Source organism: Changpingibacter yushuensis (assembly GCF_014041995.1).
GTDB lineage: Bacteria > Actinomycetota > Actinomycetes > Actinomycetales > Actinomycetaceae > Changpingibacter > Changpingibacter yushuensis.
In genome coordinates this window covers 1,628,865-1,645,720 of record NZ_CP059492.1, presented here as the reverse complement: position 1 = coordinate 1,645,720, position 16,856 = coordinate 1,628,865, and the positions used below count along the sequence as shown (strand labels likewise).

The 16,856-nt window shown below is 58.0% G+C and carries 13 protein-coding genes; 8 read left to right on the top strand and 5 right to left on the bottom strand.

Going from position 1 to position 16,856, the window contains the following annotated elements; translation table 11 throughout:
• Nucleotides 1–40: 40 nt before the first annotated feature.
• On the top strand, nt 41–1,399 hold the full coding sequence (locus H2O17_RS07155) for a class II 3-deoxy-7-phosphoheptulonate synthase (protein WP_182049067.1): 1,359 nt from the start codon (nt 41–43) through the stop codon (nt 1,397–1,399).
• A 112-nt stretch (nt 1,400–1,511) separates the two neighbouring features.
• Here the strand turns inward: H2O17_RS07155 and pknB are convergent, their stop codons facing one another.
• The gene (pknB, locus tag H2O17_RS07150; protein WP_182049066.1) at nt 1,512–3,488 is read right to left on the bottom strand and encodes a Stk1 family PASTA domain-containing Ser/Thr kinase; all 1,977 of its coding nucleotides are present in this window, start codon (nt 3,486–3,488) and stop codon (nt 1,512–1,514) included.
• A 113-nt stretch (nt 3,489–3,601) separates the two neighbouring features.
• Entirely contained in the window at nt 3,602–4,816 is a 1,215-nt protein-coding gene (locus H2O17_RS07145) for a lytic transglycosylase domain-containing protein (RefSeq protein ID WP_182049065.1), read from the bottom strand.
• Nucleotides 4,817–5,063: 247 nt separating this feature from the next.
• On the opposite strand from H2O17_RS07145, the gene H2O17_RS07140 reads away from it, so the two are divergent.
• Nucleotides 5,064–5,423: an Rv2175c family DNA-binding protein gene (locus tag H2O17_RS07140; RefSeq protein WP_182049064.1), complete on the top strand. Its 360-nt coding sequence runs from the start codon at nt 5,064–5,066 to the stop codon at nt 5,421–5,423.
• 107 nt (nt 5,424–5,530) lie between these two features.
• On the opposite strand, the gene H2O17_RS07135 is transcribed toward H2O17_RS07140, so the two are convergent.
• The 3 genes from H2O17_RS07135 to H2O17_RS07125 all read right to left on the bottom strand — a co-directional run bounded on the left by H2O17_RS07135 (nt 5,531) and on the right by H2O17_RS07125 (nt 8,800).
• The gene (locus tag H2O17_RS07135; protein ID WP_182049063.1) at nt 5,531–6,103 is read right to left on the bottom strand and encodes a TetR/AcrR family transcriptional regulator; all 573 of its coding nucleotides are present in this window, start codon (nt 6,101–6,103) and stop codon (nt 5,531–5,533) included.
• Nucleotides 6,090–7,619 (bottom strand): MFS transporter, encoded by a 1,530-nt coding sequence (locus tag H2O17_RS07130; protein ID WP_182049062.1) that lies wholly within the window; start codon nt 7,617–7,619, stop codon nt 6,090–6,092. The genes H2O17_RS07135 and H2O17_RS07130 overlap by 14 nt, the downstream gene beginning before the upstream one ends.
• Nucleotides 7,620–7,711: 92 nt before the next feature.
• A complete protein-coding gene (locus H2O17_RS07125; RefSeq protein WP_182049061.1) occupies nt 7,712–8,800 on the bottom strand; it encodes a polyprenyl synthetase family protein in 1,089 nt (362 codons plus the stop codon).
• A gap of 184 nt (nt 8,801–8,984) precedes the next feature.
• Here H2O17_RS07125 and H2O17_RS07120 point away from each other — a divergent pair, with 184 nt between their 5' ends.
• The 6 genes from H2O17_RS07120 (at nt 8,985) to H2O17_RS07095 (ending at nt 16,718) form a co-directional block, all read left to right on the top strand.
• Entirely contained in the window at nt 8,985–10,034 is a 1,050-nt protein-coding gene (locus tag H2O17_RS07120; RefSeq protein WP_182049060.1) for a DUF4192 family protein, read from the top strand.
• A 105-nt stretch (nt 10,035–10,139) separates the two neighbouring features.
• Entirely contained in the window at nt 10,140–10,553 is a 414-nt protein-coding gene (locus H2O17_RS07115; RefSeq protein ID WP_182049059.1) for a universal stress protein, read from the top strand.
• 3 nt (nt 10,554–10,556) lie between these two features.
• Nucleotides 10,557–11,672, top strand: a complete 1,116-nt coding sequence (gcvT, locus tag H2O17_RS07110) for a glycine cleavage system aminomethyltransferase GcvT (RefSeq protein ID WP_182049058.1) — start codon at nt 10,557–10,559, stop codon at nt 11,670–11,672.
• Nucleotides 11,673–11,755: 83 nt separating this feature from the next.
• On the top strand, nt 11,756–12,121 hold the full coding sequence (locus tag H2O17_RS07105; RefSeq protein ID WP_182049057.1) for a glycine cleavage system protein H: 366 nt from the start codon (nt 11,756–11,758) through the stop codon (nt 12,119–12,121).
• A 2-nt stretch (nt 12,122–12,123) separates the two neighbouring features.
• Nucleotides 12,124–14,997 carry an aminomethyl-transferring glycine dehydrogenase gene (gcvP, locus tag H2O17_RS07100; RefSeq protein ID WP_182049056.1) on the top strand — a complete coding sequence of 958 codons (2,874 nt, stop codon included), beginning with the start codon at nt 12,124–12,126 and terminating at the stop codon, nt 14,995–14,997.
• Nucleotides 14,998–15,233: 236 nt separating this feature from the next.
• Nucleotides 15,234–16,718 carry an RNA polymerase sigma factor gene (locus H2O17_RS07095; RefSeq protein ID WP_182049055.1) on the top strand — a complete coding sequence of 495 codons (1,485 nt, stop codon included), beginning with the start codon at nt 15,234–15,236 and terminating at the stop codon, nt 16,716–16,718.
• Nucleotides 16,719–16,856 lie beyond the last annotated feature (138 nt).

Sequence of the window (16,856 nt, the reverse complement as noted above, 5' to 3'; positions counted from 1 at the left end):
GTGTCATTCCGGCATCCGGCAGACGGATAGAATCGGATGCATGTTTGACGACGCAGATGAGGAAACGTTGGCTGCACTCTTGGCCTGGCGCGATAAGCCGGCCAAACACCAGCCTGCTTGGCCAGACAAAGACGAACTGGATCGAGTTGTTGCTTATCTGCGCACCCTTCCACCTCTCGTCTTTGCAGGCGAATCGGACAAGCTGAAGCAAGAGATGGCTCAGGCCTCCCGTGGTGAAGCCTTTGTGCTTATGGGTGGAGACTGCGCTGAAACCTTTGCTGACGTGCGTGCGGATCGAATTAGGGCGCGAATTCGCACAATTCTCCAGATGGCGGTAGTGCTGACATATGGAGCCTCCGTACCCGTGGTCAAGATCGGGCGCATGGCGGGTCAGTTTGCTAAGCCTCGGTCAAACGACATTGAGACTCGTGACGGCATATCGTTGCCTTCCTACATGGGCGACGCAGTCAATGGGCACGAGTTCACGCCGGAGGCTCGCATTCCGGATCCGGAGCGCTTGATCTCCGCGTACCAGCACTCGGTTGCCACTTTGAACCTCGTGCGCGCATTCACCACTGGTGGTTTTGCGGACCTGACGAAGGTGCACGAATGGAACAAGGGCTTCATGGCCAATCCGGCTTACAGCCAATACGAAGCGATGGCGGGTGAGATCGATCGGGCGATGCGCTTCATGCGCGCTGCAGGGGTCTCCCATGATTCTTTCCGCACAGTGGACCTGTACTGTTCGCATGAGGCGCTCCTCCTTCCCTACGAGGAAGCGATGACCCGCATAGATTCACGCACCGGTCTCCCATACAACACATCCGCACATCTCGTGTGGATTGGAGAGCGCACGCGTGATTTGGAGGGCGCCCACGTCGAGTTGCTTTCTCACGTTCGCAATCCAATCGGAGTCAAGTTGGGGCCGACGACGAAGCCTGAAGAGGCTATTGCCCTCATCGACAAGCTCAATCCAGAGGGCGAACCCGGCCGACTGACGTTCATCAGTCGCATGGGTGCTGGCCTTGTCACAGAGAAACTGCCTGCCTTGGTTGAGGCAGTGCGGGCAGATGGGCGGCCAGTCACCTGGGTGACAGATCCGATGCACGGCAACACGATCACGGCGTCGAACGGTTTGAAGACCCGCCGGTTGGGTGACATTCTCACCGAGATCAAGGGATTCTTCACTGTTCATAGCGAACTGGGTACACATCCTGGTGGTATCCATGTCGAACTCACTGGCGATGATGTCACCGAGATTCTGGGCGGGTCTGAAGAGATCGTCGAGGACACCTTGACTGAACGCTACGAGACCCTAGTTGATCCACGCCTCAATCACCAGCAGTCCTTGGAGATGGCGTTCCTCGTGGCGGAAGAGCTGCGGCACATCGAGATCTGAGATGCCCTTGTCGGGTCTCGCTACCAGTTGCGAGGCGGGACCCGACGCTCAGATTATCGAGTCCTCAGATTCTCGAGTCCTCAGATTCTCGAGTCCTCAGACAATAGCGCCGTCAGACAATCGAGATTGTGATGACGCTGCCTTTGGGGGCCTTTCCACTGCTGGGAGACTGCGAGTAGACAAGCCCCAGAGTGACGCTCAACGCGTTCTCACTCTTTACTGTGAATCCGGCGTCTGTGAGAATCGAGATCGCGTCCGACTTGGTCCGACCGATCACATTGGGTACATCAATCATTTCGGGCCCAAGCGACACAGTGATGGTCACGGGATCGTTTCTGAAGAGGGTGCCCTCGCTGGGATCTTGCGAGATGACAGTTCCGGCGGCCACGGTATCCGAATACGCCTCCGCCGCGGTTGGGGAAAGACCTGCTCCTTCGATCGCCGCGACCGCGTCGGCTTTGCTCAAACCAACCGCGGATGGGACGGAGATAGGTTCACGGCCCAGCGAAATCGTCACTGTAATTGTGGAGTCGTGATCAACCAACGTTCCTGACTCGAGGTCTTGCACCACCACGTAGCCCTCTTCCACGGTCTCTGAATAGGACTCCGCGTGGGCGTATGTGAGGCGTGACTCGGCAACCGCTTGTTGAGCTTCGGCTTCCGTCTTGCCCGAAAGATCTGGGACTTCGACCTGTTCAACACCCAAAGAAACAGTGAGAGTAACAACTTGGTCAGTTGGGACGCGGGTGCCGGCATCTGGGTCTGTGGAGATAACCAAGCCTTCGGCGACGTCGTCGGAAAACGCCTCTTCACGCGCAGCGCTCAGTCCCTCACTCACTAGCGTGCTTTCAGCTGCCGAATACTCTTGACCCGTAACATCGGGAATCGCCAAACGCTGCCCAGGACCGGCCAGGAAATACCATGCTGTGGCGCAAGCGATCAGAGCTACCAGCACGATCGCGAGAATCAGCCGCGTGGCCTTTCTCCGGCGCGGCGCACCTGGTGGCGGAGGGGGAGAACCTTCGGCCACAGCAGCGGGCTGCGGGTGGTCCGCATCAAATAGCGTGAGGGCTCTGGTGTGGCCAGTGGCTTCATCTCGATGCTCTGAAGGAGGCTGCTCTTGGCCCATGATGAGGGTGTGATCAGCGGCAACGGGCGCGCTTGCCGGAATCGTGGGTATCACTGGGATTCGGCGAACAAGATCTTCCTCCGGCACTGATGCCCGAGCTGCTTCGAGTGCCTCAAGTGCCGCCGTAGCGTTAGCGGGGCGATCCGCCGGATTCTTTGCGGCAAACAGCCCAATAAGTGAGTCGACGGCCGCAGGCAGCCATGAGGCTTGTTGGGCCACGCGAGGCACCGGAGAGTTGATGTGCTGGTATGCGGTAGCGATGGGTGTTTCACCAGCAAATGGAACACGTCCGGTCAGGAACTCATACAGCATGATGCCAACACCGTAGATGTCGGCCGGCGCTTCCACGACGCCGGAGGAGGCCACCTCGGGAGCCATATAGGCAACTGTGCCCATCACGGCCGACGAATGAGAAGTAGATGAGACGATGCGAACCAACCCGAAGTCAGCCACTTTCGCGTGAATCTCAGGGCGTTCGAAGACGCTCACGGGCGGGAGGGGACTGGTTAACATGACGTTCTCCGGCTTGATGTCCCGGTGAACGAGGCCCATACGATGAGCCTCTGCCAAGGCCTTGAGTATCTGTTCGGTGATCTGAAGGGCTGTTCCCAGGTTGAGGCTTCCCAATCGGGCAAGTTCAGAGCGAACGTCCGGGCCAGGGATGTATTCCATAACAAGGTAGGGCTGGAGTCCAGCGGCGTTTTGCCACATTCCCTGATCGTGCACGGCAACAACGTATGGACTGGAGAGTTGGGCCGCAGCGCGGGCTTCCTTGTTGAAACGTGCGGAAAAATCCGGCTGATCAGCCAAGTGCGGATGAAGGAGCTTGATCGCGACGTCGCGTTCCAGCCTCTTGTCCCGGGCGCGGTACACCGTTGCCATGCCGCCGCGGCCAACCCGCTGGAGCACGGCATAGCGGGAATCCACAACCACGCCTACTAGGGAATCTGTTTGCACCACAGGCCAAGATTACCTTTTCGGCAACATTAGGTATGCGTTCACGCGCCACGGTGGCGAAACAGGGGGCCGCGCACTGCGGTCTCGTACACTAAGGAGTGGAAGAGTGTTCCCGCTCAGAATCGCGCCATGGCAGCCTTGACCTTGGCAACGTATGCCACGGTGTCCGACTTCATCCCGTTCTTTTTGACCCCTGCGAGGCCCTGGTAGTATCCCGCAATCGCTTGGTCCTTCGAACTAGCGTTCCGGTCAAGGTATCGGATGATCGCGACCCCAGCCACAACGTTGTCATACGGGTCCAAGAGGTTCAGTTCGCGGCCCACCATTTGTGACGCCCATACACCCGATGATGGGATAACTTGCATGACTCCCACAGCATTGGCGGGAGAGACCGCACGCGCATCAAACCCTGATTCTACGTACGCATGCGCCAGCGCCAACGTTGGATCAACGCCCATTGAGATAGCCACTTGGCGAACCATTGTCTGCATATTCGCCCGCGAGGGCACGGTCATCGCGTTCAAGGCTGCCTTGTTTTGGTTGGCAGCTGCCGTTGTTCCCGAGGAGTATGTGTAGCCAAGAAACGTGTTTGGTACAGAGGTAGTGTTCGACGTCGTCGTAGACGAAGCTGTTGTAGTTTTTCCTCGGATAGTGAGCTTCTGGCCGATAGAGATGCGGTTGACGTTGGTGACTGCGCTGGCGGAGGCGATCGCGGAAACGGTTGTTCCGTATTTTTTGGCAATACTTGAGAGTGTATCGCCCGACCTGACAACGTACGTTTGCGACGCCGTCGCGGAACTAGTGGTGTTCGACGACGCTGCGGTGTTCGACGTCGGCGTGGACGAAGAGGTTGTTGTTTTTCCTGGGATAGTGAGCTTCTGGCCGATAGAAATGCGGTTGACGTTGGTGACTGCGCTGGCGGAAGCGATCGCGGAAACGGTAGTTCCGTATTTCTTGGCGATACCTGAGAGTGTATCGCCCGACTTCACAACGTATGTGACGGCAGTGGTCTTGCTTGCCACGAGTTGCGCGGTTGGCACGGGGATCGACAGGTGCTGACCAGTCCTGATTGCTGAACTGACTAGCTTGTTAGCGTAGGCGATGACCGCGGCCGCGGTGCCAGTGGACTGTGCGATGGACTCGAGAGTGTCACCTTCGCATACGCGGTAGTTCATGTCTGTGACGGAGGTGGCTTTCTCAGACGTGGTCTGACGGGCCGAATCGTCCTGAAGCACAGGGGCCTGCGCGGCCACCGTTGGCACGACCATTCCAAGTGTGGTGGTAGCGGCAAGAACCGCTCCTGACGTTCGAATGATGCGGGATGCCTGCATGGTGACCTCCAAGTGGTAATGGCACGTGCCAACCACTATGACCTGTTTTGGACTGTCGTGGACTGTATATGTAGATGTTACACGAGTTTATAAAGTGACAAATGGTGAAGATGTGAAAATGGTGAAAGTAGAGCTCAGCTCAGTCTTCTGCGAAGAACCGCATGATTTGGCAATGACAAACGTTGCATTGAACGCAATACGGGCTGGTCAGTTTCCCGGGGTGGGCCAGAGACTATAGCCTGAGAGGGTGACTACAACTCCACAAGCCCAGTGGCTCTCAATCCCCGAGGTTGCCGAAATCCTTGATGTGCGCCAACGTGAGGTTCGGGCTCTTTTGTCTGATCATTACTTGGCGGCGGCTCGCCGCGGGGAGAACCGCGCCCTCATGATTCCGGCGGTCTTCCTCACCACGATTGATGGTTATCCGGCCCCTGTTGAGTCGCTACACGGTACGCTCGTGACCCTTCACGACGGCGGGCTGAGTCCAGACGAATCGGTGGAATGGATGCTCACTGAAGAGCCGACACTTGGCCGTTCACCTATTCAAGCCCTTCTTGATGGGCAGGTGCACGCAGTGCGAATCGCGGCAGGGATGCTCGCCATTTAGCGGCTTTGCTTGCTGGCTTTGCTTGCCCGGCTTTGGTGGTGGCGTGGCCCTCTTATTCTCACGTCCTAGCGCCCTCCCTGGTGAGAGCTGCCGGATTCCGTGCTAGGTCAGCCTTCTGTGAGTTCCAAGAGTCGGCGCCGTGCCACGGCGAGTTCGTCCGCTGTGACGTAACAGGAACCCACCGATCCGGCCAGACCTTCGGCAGCAAAACGGACAGTCAGCGTGGTTTGGGTGTCGAGGCCGTCAGCAGCGAAAGCTTCCCGCCACATAGCGGCGTCCCGTTCTAGCAGTTCTGACGTTGGTTGTTTGCTCCCCAGAACTTGCATGAGGGACATGGGCGAGAAGATCTGCTTGACTACCTCGTTCTGTGTGGTCAGCGTTCTGACGTAAGCACGCATCAGCTTGCCTGGGCGATTCTCCGAAAGGTCCACGTGAGCGTGCACCTCATCCCAAAACCGCTGCGCAACGTCCTCCAGCATTGCCATCTCAAGGTCGCTGCGGTTGGGGAAATGGTGCGTCAGCGCCCCCTTAGATACTCCTGCGCGGGTGGAGATAACCGCCAAACTCACTCCGGCGCCCTCTTCTGCGAACAGTTGTGCGGCAGCATCGATGAGTGCGCGCCGGGTGCGTTCCTTGTCCCGGGTCGCATCTTGGCTTTCCAGGTTCTCAGTGTTCGACATGAGTACTAACCTTCGTGGTTGGCGTGGAGGGGATGAGCCGCCAAGCCATCGTGGCCGCAATGAGCAGAAGGACGGCCGCAATGCCAGCGGTGATCTGCATGCTGTGTGTGAACGCATGTTGCACAATGTCTAGCAGTTCCGCGTTAGATGAGCCGATGGTGCTCACGGCGTTGGCAAGAGAGTCCTTCATCGCTTCCGCAACGGTATCACTGGTGCCTTGCGGAATAACCAGAGTCGATCGATAGAGGGCCGTCTGGAGCGAACCCAGCACTCCGATTCCTAATGCCACGCCCAACTCATAGGCCGTCTCTGAGATCGACGAAGCGGCGCCAGCGCGCTCAGGTGGTGCCGCTGAGACAACGGCATCAGTGGAAAGGGTCATGGCTAGACCTGTGCCGAGCCCAATGATGGCCAGTGAGATACCCAAACCGATATATCCAGGCAGGCCTTCGCTGAAGCCCAATCCTGCCAGGCCGATAGCACCGATGATCAGGCCCAAAGCAATAGCACGCCCTTGCCCCAGCCGGGCCAGCACTCTCGCCACGATAAGAATCACCACTATTGAAGCGATGGTTGCTGGCATTTCGGCTAGGCCTGCGCGCAGCGGCGAGTATCCGCGAACCAGTTGCAGGTACTGCGAGAAGAAGAACAGCAGTCCGTAGAAAGCGAAGATTGCCAATGCGTTGGATGAGACTGCGCCACTGAAGGCGGGAATCTTGAACAGTGAGATGTCCACCAATGGAGTCTCCAAGCGGCGCTGCCGGCGGACAAACAGGAAGCCCGCGATCAGGCCCAGTATTACCGCGCCACCTGCGATAACGTCAATGCCGTCACTTATGGCGTGCTTGATGGCGTAAACCACCGCAACAATAGCCAACACGGAAAGGCCGGCACTGATCACATCGATGCGCCCTGCCTCTCCATTTCGAGACTCGGGCAACAGCATGACGCCGAGGATAACGATGAGGGCGATGACGGGTACGTTGATGAGGAAGACCGATCCCCACCAGAAGTGCTCCAGCAGAAACCCTCCGACAAGAGGGCCAATTGCGCCACCGGCCGTCGCGCCAGCCGCCCAGATGGCAATCGCTCGCGAACGGTCTGAAGGGTGGAGGAAAACGTTGCGGATGATAGACAAGGTCGAGGGCATGATCGTTGCTCCTGCAACGCCCAACAGTGCCCGGGCAGCGATCAACACTGCGGCGTTCGGTGCGAATGCGGCAATGGCTGAGGCGATGCCAAAGCCCACGCTGCCAATCAAAAGCAACCGCTTACGGCCCACTCGATCTGCAACGTTGCCCATTGTGACCAGAAGGCCTGCAAGCACGAAAGAGTAGATGTCACCGATCCACAGCGTTTGAGTGGCCGTTGGGCCGATGTCGGCAGTTAGGGCCGGAACAGCCATGTAGAGCACTGTTCCATCGATGGCCAGCAGTGTCACAGCCAAGATCAGCACGACAAGTGCTGACCATTCCTTGCGTCCGGCGCGTGGTGGGGCGGAGATAATCTCAGTCATGCGCACAAGCTAACAAACCAATTGGTTTTTTATAAAGAACGTTCGGTTCCTTGTGACTATTTGCATATCTGAGGGAGCTGGTCAGTTCCGATCTAGGAAGCGCGCGCTGCCAGAGCGGATGCAATAGCTTCCACCATCTCCACGCCTGCGGGGCGGGCACCGTGTAGAGAGAGTTCGGCGATTGCCGAATTGGCAGCGAGCTCCCGTTCGGCGATCATCTGTTCGTGAGCGCGTCGGGCACCGGTTTCCTCAACAATGGAGCGCACCCGGATGACATCGCTTGCGGTGAGCGCGTTGCCGCAGATCCCTTCGATCCATTCGGCGTCGGCCGAGGAAGCCGCATCTAGCGTAAGTGCCAGAAGTACCGTGCGTTTTCCCTCGGCAATATCTCCGCAGGCAGGTTTGCCCGTGGTGGCTTCGTCTCCGAAGATACCCAGATCATCGTCGCGAAGCTGGAATGCCTCACCGAGTGGCGTACCGATCTCGCCGAGCGCATGAAGGAGTTCCGCATCGGCTCCGCCCAAGATTGCGCCGATCGTCAAGGGGGCTTCGATGGAGTATCGCACTGTCTTGTGGTTAATGACCGAAAGCGCCGTGCTGATGGCCTGATCAACGGAGTTTGTATGCATGTTTTCCGCGCGAACATCAAGGAACTGGCCATAGGCCACTTCTGCGCTCATCGTGTGGAAGATTCGGCTGGCCTGTGTGAAGACCTGTGCCGGCACATATTCGCTTGTGCGGGCAAATTCAACCATCGACTGGGAGAGGAGAAGGTCGCCAAGCATAATCGCGGCAGCTGTTCCAAAGTCAGTTGCCGATCCACGCCAGCCCGCCTCTGCGTGGTCGGATGCAAATCGTTTGTGGGCGGCAGGCATTCCGCGCCGAACGTCTGAATCGTCGACGACGTCGTCGTGAACCAACGCTGATGCTTGGTATAGCTCCATCGCAGCGCCAGCGTGAATGGCAGCGGGGCTCGCGCCGGAGAAGGCACACGAGTACCCTGCCAGAACCAGAGTGGCGCGCGTTCGCTTTCCTTCAGAGAGCAGGGAACGAGCGGGTGCCATGAGCTGGTGAAGTGCCACGTCCTCAAGACCTGTATTAGCCATCCAAGACACAGAGTCCATGTTGGCCACGAGGGCCGCAGCCACATCTTCTTTGAACGAGGTGAAGTCAACAGTCATGTTCTCAAGCCTACTGGGTGGCCATTGGTGTCTACGTCAGGAACCCGAGCGGTGGGCACAGCAGTTGTCGAATCGCGCGGCTTGTGGGGCGCGCTGAGTTCCACAAACAGGCCTTAATCGCTGACGCTCCACAACTGCAAATATGGGCACCTCAGCTTTGCCTCGCGCATGGTGGGCTTGACCTATGAACACAATTACGCTGCGCACTTTTGAAGAATCCCTCATCCTGATCCCGCATCTCCTCGGGTATCAGCCACGTCACCACGTTATCCTCCTCAGCCTTGACCATCGCGGCTCCGATTCCACAGGTAGGGCCGCTTGCATTGGGCCGATGGTAGCCGTTGATCTCACCCAAGTTGAAGACATTGCGACCCTATCGAATGCGCTGCGGGAAGCAGCGCACAGGTGCCGTGTGACGTGCGGGGTCTTGGCCTTCTTTGATGCCGAACCGAGCCATCTCTCGGGTGGTGCGCACATCGAAGTTGAATCATCGCTCCGGTCCCTGTGTGAAGATCTCCCGGGCCAGATACGCGCTTTTCGTGCGCGTCCAAGCGGTTGGGTGGATCTCGAACGGCCCGATGATGTGCGTGGGTGGGAGGTGCTCGAAGCAAGCGAGGTGGCGGCAGCACTCGTATTTGCTGGCAGCTCTCCGCAAGAGTTTCCGCCGCCCACTCTAGTTGCATGTAAATCCGAACAAGAACTGGAAGTCGCACGGCTGGCAGGGCTGCGATGGGTTGATACGAACTCACATGAACTTGAACTAGCGGGCTGCCGGCTTTGGACCGAACTCCTCGAAATGCTTGATGCCTCCATAAGTGATGTAGCGGCGGGTTTGGCGGGTGAAGCTAACGCCGCGCTCGCACTTGATGGCGTCCGTGACCGCGTACTTCTCCACGCATTGTCGCCTGGGGGAGCATTACCTTTGGAGTCCGTCACTCGTGAGGCTCTCACGTCTAGATTGAGTGAGATCATGTACCTCCGCCCGGCTGCGAGGAAGTGCACGATTGTGCGCAATCTCTTCGATGAATGCGCGGCCTATGCGCAACCAGATGATCCGCACGCTCTTGGAGCGTCGGCATACCTCGCGTGGTGGATGGGTTCGAATACGCTCGCAGCAGCGCGCGCCCACCAAGCCTTGGAAGCAGAACCTCTTCACAACCTTGCGCTCCTCCTGGCAGAATCCATTTCCTCGAGCGTGCTGCCGCCGTGGGCTGAACATGCACTTTCAGGTTGATTAGCCGGTGTCCCAAAAAAGAGCGTTCTTTGGAAGTAGTCTTGGGTGAAAGATCACTCATCGGCTGCAGCCCGTGGGTGTGCTATTTCGAGGTGAGGAAATGCCATGACAGTAGTGGTTCCAGTACACAGCGGCCCCGAAGGTGAAGCGGCCTTGAACGCCGGAATAGCATACGTTCGAGAATTCGGAGGTAGGCTCCTCGCCGTACTGCACCGGCCCTCCTCACAAATCAGCAATGAAGATTTGGACCAAGAGATCGATGAACTGAGTATGCGGCTGGAGGCAGAGGAGATCGCTTTCACCGTAGTACCCAATACCCGTTCAGAAGACCTGGCAGCACTCATCTCTGGAACCGCGAAGACGGAGGCCGCCAGCCTCATCATCGTTGGGCTTTCTGAAGCCAGCAATCACGGCAAGCTGGTGTTGGGCACTCAGGTCCAGCGCCTTCTACTCGAGGCGCCATGCGCTGTGCTAGTGGTCCGCGAGGGGCAAGTACTGCCGCAATCACAGCAAGGCTGACCGGTGGCAGAGCTCCTACGTACGGCGCTGTACGCCGAACACCAGCGCCAATCGGCCACCTTCACCAGCTTTGGCGGTTGGGATATGCCCCTGCGGTTTGGCTCAGATCGCGGGGAACACGAAGCGGTCAGAACCCACGCTGGGATCTTCGATCTTTCACATATGGCCCAGATCGAAGTAGAAGGTCCACATGCTGCACACGTACTGGACTACTCGCTCACTGGCTTGCCGTCAGCCCTCGAAGTGGGACAGGCACGCTACACGCTCATACTGGCAACAGATGCGGGGATCATTGACGATCTCATTGTGTATCGGATCGCCAGTTCCCACTTTCTGGTAGTCGCAAACGCTGCCAACCGCTTGGATGTTGTGGATGAGTTGACGGCGCGGTCCATGGCGCTCAAACAGTCGCAGGTCAGCATTTGCGACACCACTGCGCATAGGTCACTGATCGCAGTTCAAGGGCCAGAATCTACATCTGTTGTCTCTCAGATACTGCCCGCAGCCGACCGCGAGCGCTTCGCCAAGCTGCGTTACTACCGGATGATGGAGGTTCGCGTGCAGGACCTACCCATTCGCATCGCGCGCACCGGATACACGGGGGAGTGCGGCTATGAACTCATGCTCCCTGCGGCAGGTGCGGTTGATGTGTGGCGCCAACTGATCCACAGCGGTCAAGAACATGGGTTGACACGCTGTGGCCTAGCAGCACGCGATACGTTACGGCTTGAGGCAGGCATGGCACTCTATGGTCACGAACTTGATCGGTCAATCTCTCCGCTGGACGCAGGGCTTGGTAACACCGTTGTTGACCACACTTTTGTGGGGGCCACAGCGCTCAGTGAGCGTCCCGTGGCGTGGAATCTATATGGTCTGATTGGTCAGGGACGGCGTGCAGCACGGGCAGGTTGCAACGTCTATGCAGGCGGGGGTCTTGTGGGCACGATCACGTCCGGTGTGCTCTCTCCTACGTTGGGTCGGCCCATTGCACTGGCACGGCTTGTGCCGAATCTGCCCGCTGGCACCTATCACGTGGACGTTCGAGGGAAACTCCAGCCTATGGAGACTGTGGATCTGCCCTTCTATTCGCGCAACCGATCCTCACATACCCACAGCTAACAGCATTCGTGCAACTTGAATCACGCAAAGCACGGCGGCGACATAGGATGAACGTGACGTTGATCTCGTAGTTTGGAGCAATAATGACGTACCCCGCTGATCGGCAGTATTCGAAAGACCATGAATGGATCACCTTGGGCAACCCTGCCCGTGTGGGCATCACGCAATTTGCTGCACAGGCACTCGATGAGGCGGTATACCTCGAACTTCCGGAAGTGGGTTCGCAGGTGAGAGCCGGTGAGCCTTGTGGCGAGATCGAGTCGGTCAAATCGGTATCAGATCTCGTTGCTCCTGCTTCGGGAACGGTGACGGCTGTAAACGCGGCCGTCGTCGAAAATCCGAAGCTCGCCACGGACGATCCCCACGCAAACTGGCTGTACGAGATCGAGGTACGTGAACTCGGAGACCTCGTCAGTAGTGACGAGTACGACGGCTTGGCCAAGGAGTAATCATGGGGTTCGCCTCACGCCACATCGGGACATCGCAGTCTGATCAGCAAGCCATGCTCGAGGTGGTGGGTGCCGCGACCGTGGAGGAACTCATGGACCAAGCAGTTCCCAACCAGATTCGGTCTGAGGGTCGGTTGCACCTACCTCCGGCTGCCACCGAGCAACAGGTAGCTCGTGAGCTCGCGCAGATGGCAAGCCACAACACCGTGCGGACTTCCATGATTGGCCAGGGATTCTATGACACGGCCACGCCTGCGGTGATTCGGCGCGGCATCTTGGAGAATCCTTCGTGGTACACCGCCTACACTCCCTATCAGCCGGAGATCTCCCAAGGGCGGCTCGAGGCACTTCTGGGGTTCCAAACGGTCGTCAGTGAACTGACCGGGCTCCCCATCGCGGGAGCTTCGTTGCTCGATGAAGCAAGTGCTGGCGTGGAAGCTGTGCTTCTGGCAGTCCGAGTACATCGCGGCGAGCTCCGCAGGGTTGCCGTCAGTAGTGATCTGTTCGAAGCGAGCAAGGCAGTCTTGACGAACCGATGTGATGCGCTGGGCATTGAGATTCGTTGGGTGGACGCCACCGAGAATCTAGACCTCACCGATTGCGCAGCGCTGGTCGTGCAATACCCGGGTGCCGGGGGCGTGGTTCATCCTTATCACGCGTATACAACGATGGCAGATCAGATCCATGCCGCCGGCGGAACCTTTGTCGTGATTGCCGACCTCCTAGCATGCTCCATGCTGGTGCCGCCCGGACGCCTCGGTGCGGACGTCGTGGCTGGATCAGCCCAGCGCCTCGGCATTCCACTGGGTGGCGGTGGGCCTCACGCTGCCTACATCGCTACCACGCAGGCCAACGAACGCCAACTTCCGGGGCGGCTCGTGGGAGTATCGCGTGATAGCGCGGGGCATCCCGCGTTTCGGCTCTCGCTTCAAACTCGCGAACAGCACATCCGGCGCGAGAAGGCCACTAGCAACATCTGCACAGCACAATCACTTCTTGCGATCGTGGCTTCGATGTACGTTGTCTACCACGGGCCCGAAGGCCTCAAGAACATTGCTGAGACCATCCACGCTCACACCCTCGATCTGGCCCGCAAGCTATGTGATAGTGGGCACCGCATTACTCATAAGGCCTTCTTCGACACCGTGGAGCTTGAGATTCCTGGCAGAGCAAGGCCTGCCCAGCTCACGCTCCTGGCCAAGGGGATCGCTGTGTATCTGCATAGCCCGAGCCACTTACGGATCTCTTGCGACGAACTAACTGAGACGTCGACGATTGACGCTATTGCACAAGCGTTGGAACCATTCGCTGATTCGGGCAAATCTGAGCAGATTGAGGAACTCCCCGCGGCTAGTTTGCGCACCGATTCTTTCCTTGAGCAAGCAACCTTTCACCGCTACCGCAGCGAAACAGACTTGATGCGTTACATGAGGCGCCTAGGTGACAAGGATTACGCACTGAATCGAGGAATGATCCCACTGGGTTCGTGCACCATGAAGTTGAATGCAGCAGTGGAAGTCAGCGCAATGACACTCGAAGGATTTGCACATATTCACCCGTATGCTCCACCCGAAGATCATGCAGGCTTCGAACGGCTGGCAGAGGATCTGGAGCGTTGGCTCTGCGAAATCACTGGATACGATGCTGTTTCACTGCAGCCCAATGCTGGAAGCCAGGGTGAGCTAGCGGGACTTCTGGCAGTGCGGGGCTACCATCGCGCTCGCGGAGAGGCGCGCGACGTGTGCCTCATTCCTGCCTCCGCGCATGGAACCAACGCGGCTTCGGCCACATTAGCGGGCTTCCGCGTAGTAGTTGTGACAAGCAAACCGGACGGATCAATCGATCTAGAAGACCTCCGATCCAAGATCGCGGAGAACAGAGATCGCATCGGTGCCATCATGCTTACGTATCCATCCACGCACGGAATATACGAAGAGTCGGTTGGTGAAGTCATCAGCATGGTTCACCAATCCGGAGGCCAGGTCTACATCGATGGCGCCAACCTCAACGCAATGGTGGGGTTTGCCCGTCCGGGCGACATGGGTGGCGACGTCTCCCACCTCAATCTCCATAAGACTTTCGCCATACCGCACGGAGGGGGTGGCCCGGGAGTGGGCCCAGTGGCGGCAAAGGCGCATCTTGCGCCCTACTTACCCGGCTTTCCGGGCCGCCGGGAGAGCGCGCTGCCCGGGAGTGGCGCGGTGGCCGCCGCACCATGGGGTTCGGCGAGCGTCCTGCCGATTTCATGGGCCTATATTCGCCTCATGGGTGCTGAAGGATTGTCAGCTGCTACGGCGAGTGCGGTCTTGGCGGCCAATTACATCGCCGATTCCCTCGACCATGTCATTCCTGTGCTGTACCGCGGTTCCAGTGGCCGCGTCGCCCACGAATGCATCTTGGATGTACGCGGTTTCAAACAAGCCGGGATTTCGGTCGACGACGTCGCCAAAAGGCTTGTTGACTATGGCTTCCATGCACCCACTATGAGCTTCCCGGTGCCAGGCACACTTATGGTTGAACCCACTGAATCGGAGGGACGGAGCGAACTGGATCGATTCTGCGCGGCGATGCTATCAATAACCGAGGAAGTGACCAAGGTGGCCACCGGTCACTGGCCGCGAGAGGACAACCCACTGATCAACGCGCCACACACAGCTGAGGTGGTCATCGCTAGCGAGTGGAATCATCCCTACAGCCGGGAGATCGCCGCGTATCCAGCCGTCTACGGAGTTGGAACAGAAGTCTTAGATCCGGAGCTCGCGCGCTACATGGTCGAGGACAAGTATTGGCCGCCAGTAGGGCGCGTAGATGGCCCATGGGGTGACCGCAACCTGCAGTGCACGTGTCCGCCACCCGAAGCATTCACTGCCTCGTGATACCGATCCCGTGGCTACCGTGCAACTCTATTGGTACACCGTGACCTAGCGCCGCGCAATGGATGCACCAGCCGCGGTAGCGGCGCGCTGGTTTGACGTGGCCAGAAACACCTTGCAATTGTGGGAACAATTGCCGATCATTTGGCGTTGCCGTAAGTGTGCTGAACTGAATTCTGCCCATCAAGCGGTAGAATGTCTGTTCGTCATTCGAATAATCCTCATGTGAAAGGTCTCAAGTGGCAACAAAGACCGCCAAGAAGCCCACGGTTGATTCCGCTCAGGTCGACGTACCTGAAGAAGTCTCAACAGCGAACGCAAAAAAGGCGCCGGTTAAGAAGGCACCTGTAAAGCGCGCCTCCGCAGGTAAGGCGGAAGCTCCAGAGGAAGTTGCCATCCCAGCCAAGCGCGCCCGCAAGGCTTCCGGCAAGAAGGTTGCCAAGGGGCAGGCTGAAGAAGCACCTGAGGTTGTAGCCTCCAGTGATTCGGATGACGCAGATTCCACTTCTTCACCTGAAGATCTTGACTCAATCAATCTGGAACTGGATGACGTTTCGGATGCCGATGTAGTTGTACCCACCACAAGGTCATCGGAGGATGTTTCCGTTGATTCGGATTCTGATGAGGATTCAGCCGCAGACGATGCTGGGGATGACGAATCGGGAGAATCCGATCAGAGTGATGAATCCACGGCTGGCGCAGCCAAGCCCAAGGTGGAAGAAGCACCGGTGACATCAAAGGGTGCCTTCACTATGAAGGACTCCGATGAATCCGATGAACCCGCTGTGCGGGTACATGTGGCTGGTGCCACGGCGGACCCGGTGAAGGATTACCTTAAGCAGATCGGCAAGGTTCCTCTGCTTAATGCGGAAGAGGAAGTCGAACTCGCCAAGCGCATTGAGGCCGGCCTGTACGCAGAACACATTTTGGGTAGTGGCGCCTTGGATCCACAGTCCGATCGCATCTACATGCGTGAGCTCAAGGCGATTTCACGAGATGGCCATCAGGCCAAGAATCACCTCCTCGAAGCCAACTTGCGCCTCGTTGTTTCGCTTGCAAAGCGCTACACCGGCCGCGGAATGCTTTTCCTCGATCTCATTCAGGAAGGCAACCTTGGTCTGGTTCGCGCCGTAGAGAAGTTCGACTACACCAAGGGCTACAAGTTCTCTACGTATGCAACGTGGTGGATTCGCCAAGCAATTACCCGGGCAATGGCCGACCAAGCCCGCACAATTCGCATTCCCGTTCACATGGTTGAAGTCATCAACAAGCTGGCCCGTGTCCAGCGTCAGATGCTTCAGGATCTCGGACGTGAACCAACCACCCAGGAGCTCGCTAAGGAACTCGATATGACCGAGGAAAAGGTCGTTGAGGTCCAGAAGTATGGGCGTGAACCCATATCGCTTCATACGCCACTTGGCGAGGATGGCGATTCTGAGTTTGGAGACCTCATTGAGGATTCCGAAGCCGTTGTCCCAGCAGACGCTGTTGGCTTCACATTGCTCCAAGAACAGCTCCATCAGGTGCTCGATACGCTTTCGGAACGCGAAGCTGGCGTGGTCTCGATGCGCTTTGGCCTGACAGACGGCCAGCCGAAGACCCTTGATGAGATCGGCAAGGTGTACGGCGTTACTCGTGAACGTATTCGGCAGATCGAGTCCAAGACAATGTCAAAGCTTCGTCACCCAAGCCGTTCTCAGGTTCTGCGTGACTACCTAGACTGACCCGCAACTAGACTGACCCGCAACTAGACTGACCCGCAACTAGACTGACCCGCAACTAGACTGACCCGCAGTTGGGAAAGTGGAAGGTGGCGCTGATTCACTGAATCGGCGCCACCTTTGCATGTGGCGCGGCACCCG

Bases quoted from the DNA above. Each gene is read 5' to 3' on its own strand.
- H2O17_RS07155 (WP_182049067.1), top strand. From the start codon at position 41: ATGTTTGACGACGCAGATGAGGAAACGTTGGCTGCACTCTTGGCCTGG.
- H2O17_RS07145 (WP_182049065.1), bottom strand. From the start codon at position 4,816: ATGCAGGCATCCCGCATCATTCGAACGTCAGGAGCGGTTCTTGCCGCT.
- H2O17_RS07135 (WP_182049063.1), bottom strand. From the start codon at position 6,103: ATGTCGAACACTGAGAACCTGGAAAGCCAAGATGCGACCCGGGACAAG.
- H2O17_RS07130 (WP_182049062.1), bottom strand. From the start codon at position 7,619: ATGACTGAGATTATCTCCGCCCCACCACGCGCCGGACGCAAGGAATGG.
- H2O17_RS07125 (WP_182049061.1), bottom strand. From the start codon at position 8,800: ATGACTGTTGACTTCACCTCGTTCAAAGAAGATGTGGCTGCGGCCCTC.
- H2O17_RS07120 (WP_182049060.1), top strand. From the start codon at position 8,985: ATGAACACAATTACGCTGCGCACTTTTGAAGAATCCCTCATCCTGATC.
- H2O17_RS07115 (WP_182049059.1), top strand. From the start codon at position 10,140: ATGACAGTAGTGGTTCCAGTACACAGCGGCCCCGAAGGTGAAGCGGCC.
- H2O17_RS07105 (WP_182049057.1), top strand. From the start codon at position 11,756: ATGACGTACCCCGCTGATCGGCAGTATTCGAAAGACCATGAATGGATC.
- gcvP (WP_182049056.1), top strand. From the start codon at position 12,124: ATGGGGTTCGCCTCACGCCACATCGGGACATCGCAGTCTGATCAGCAA.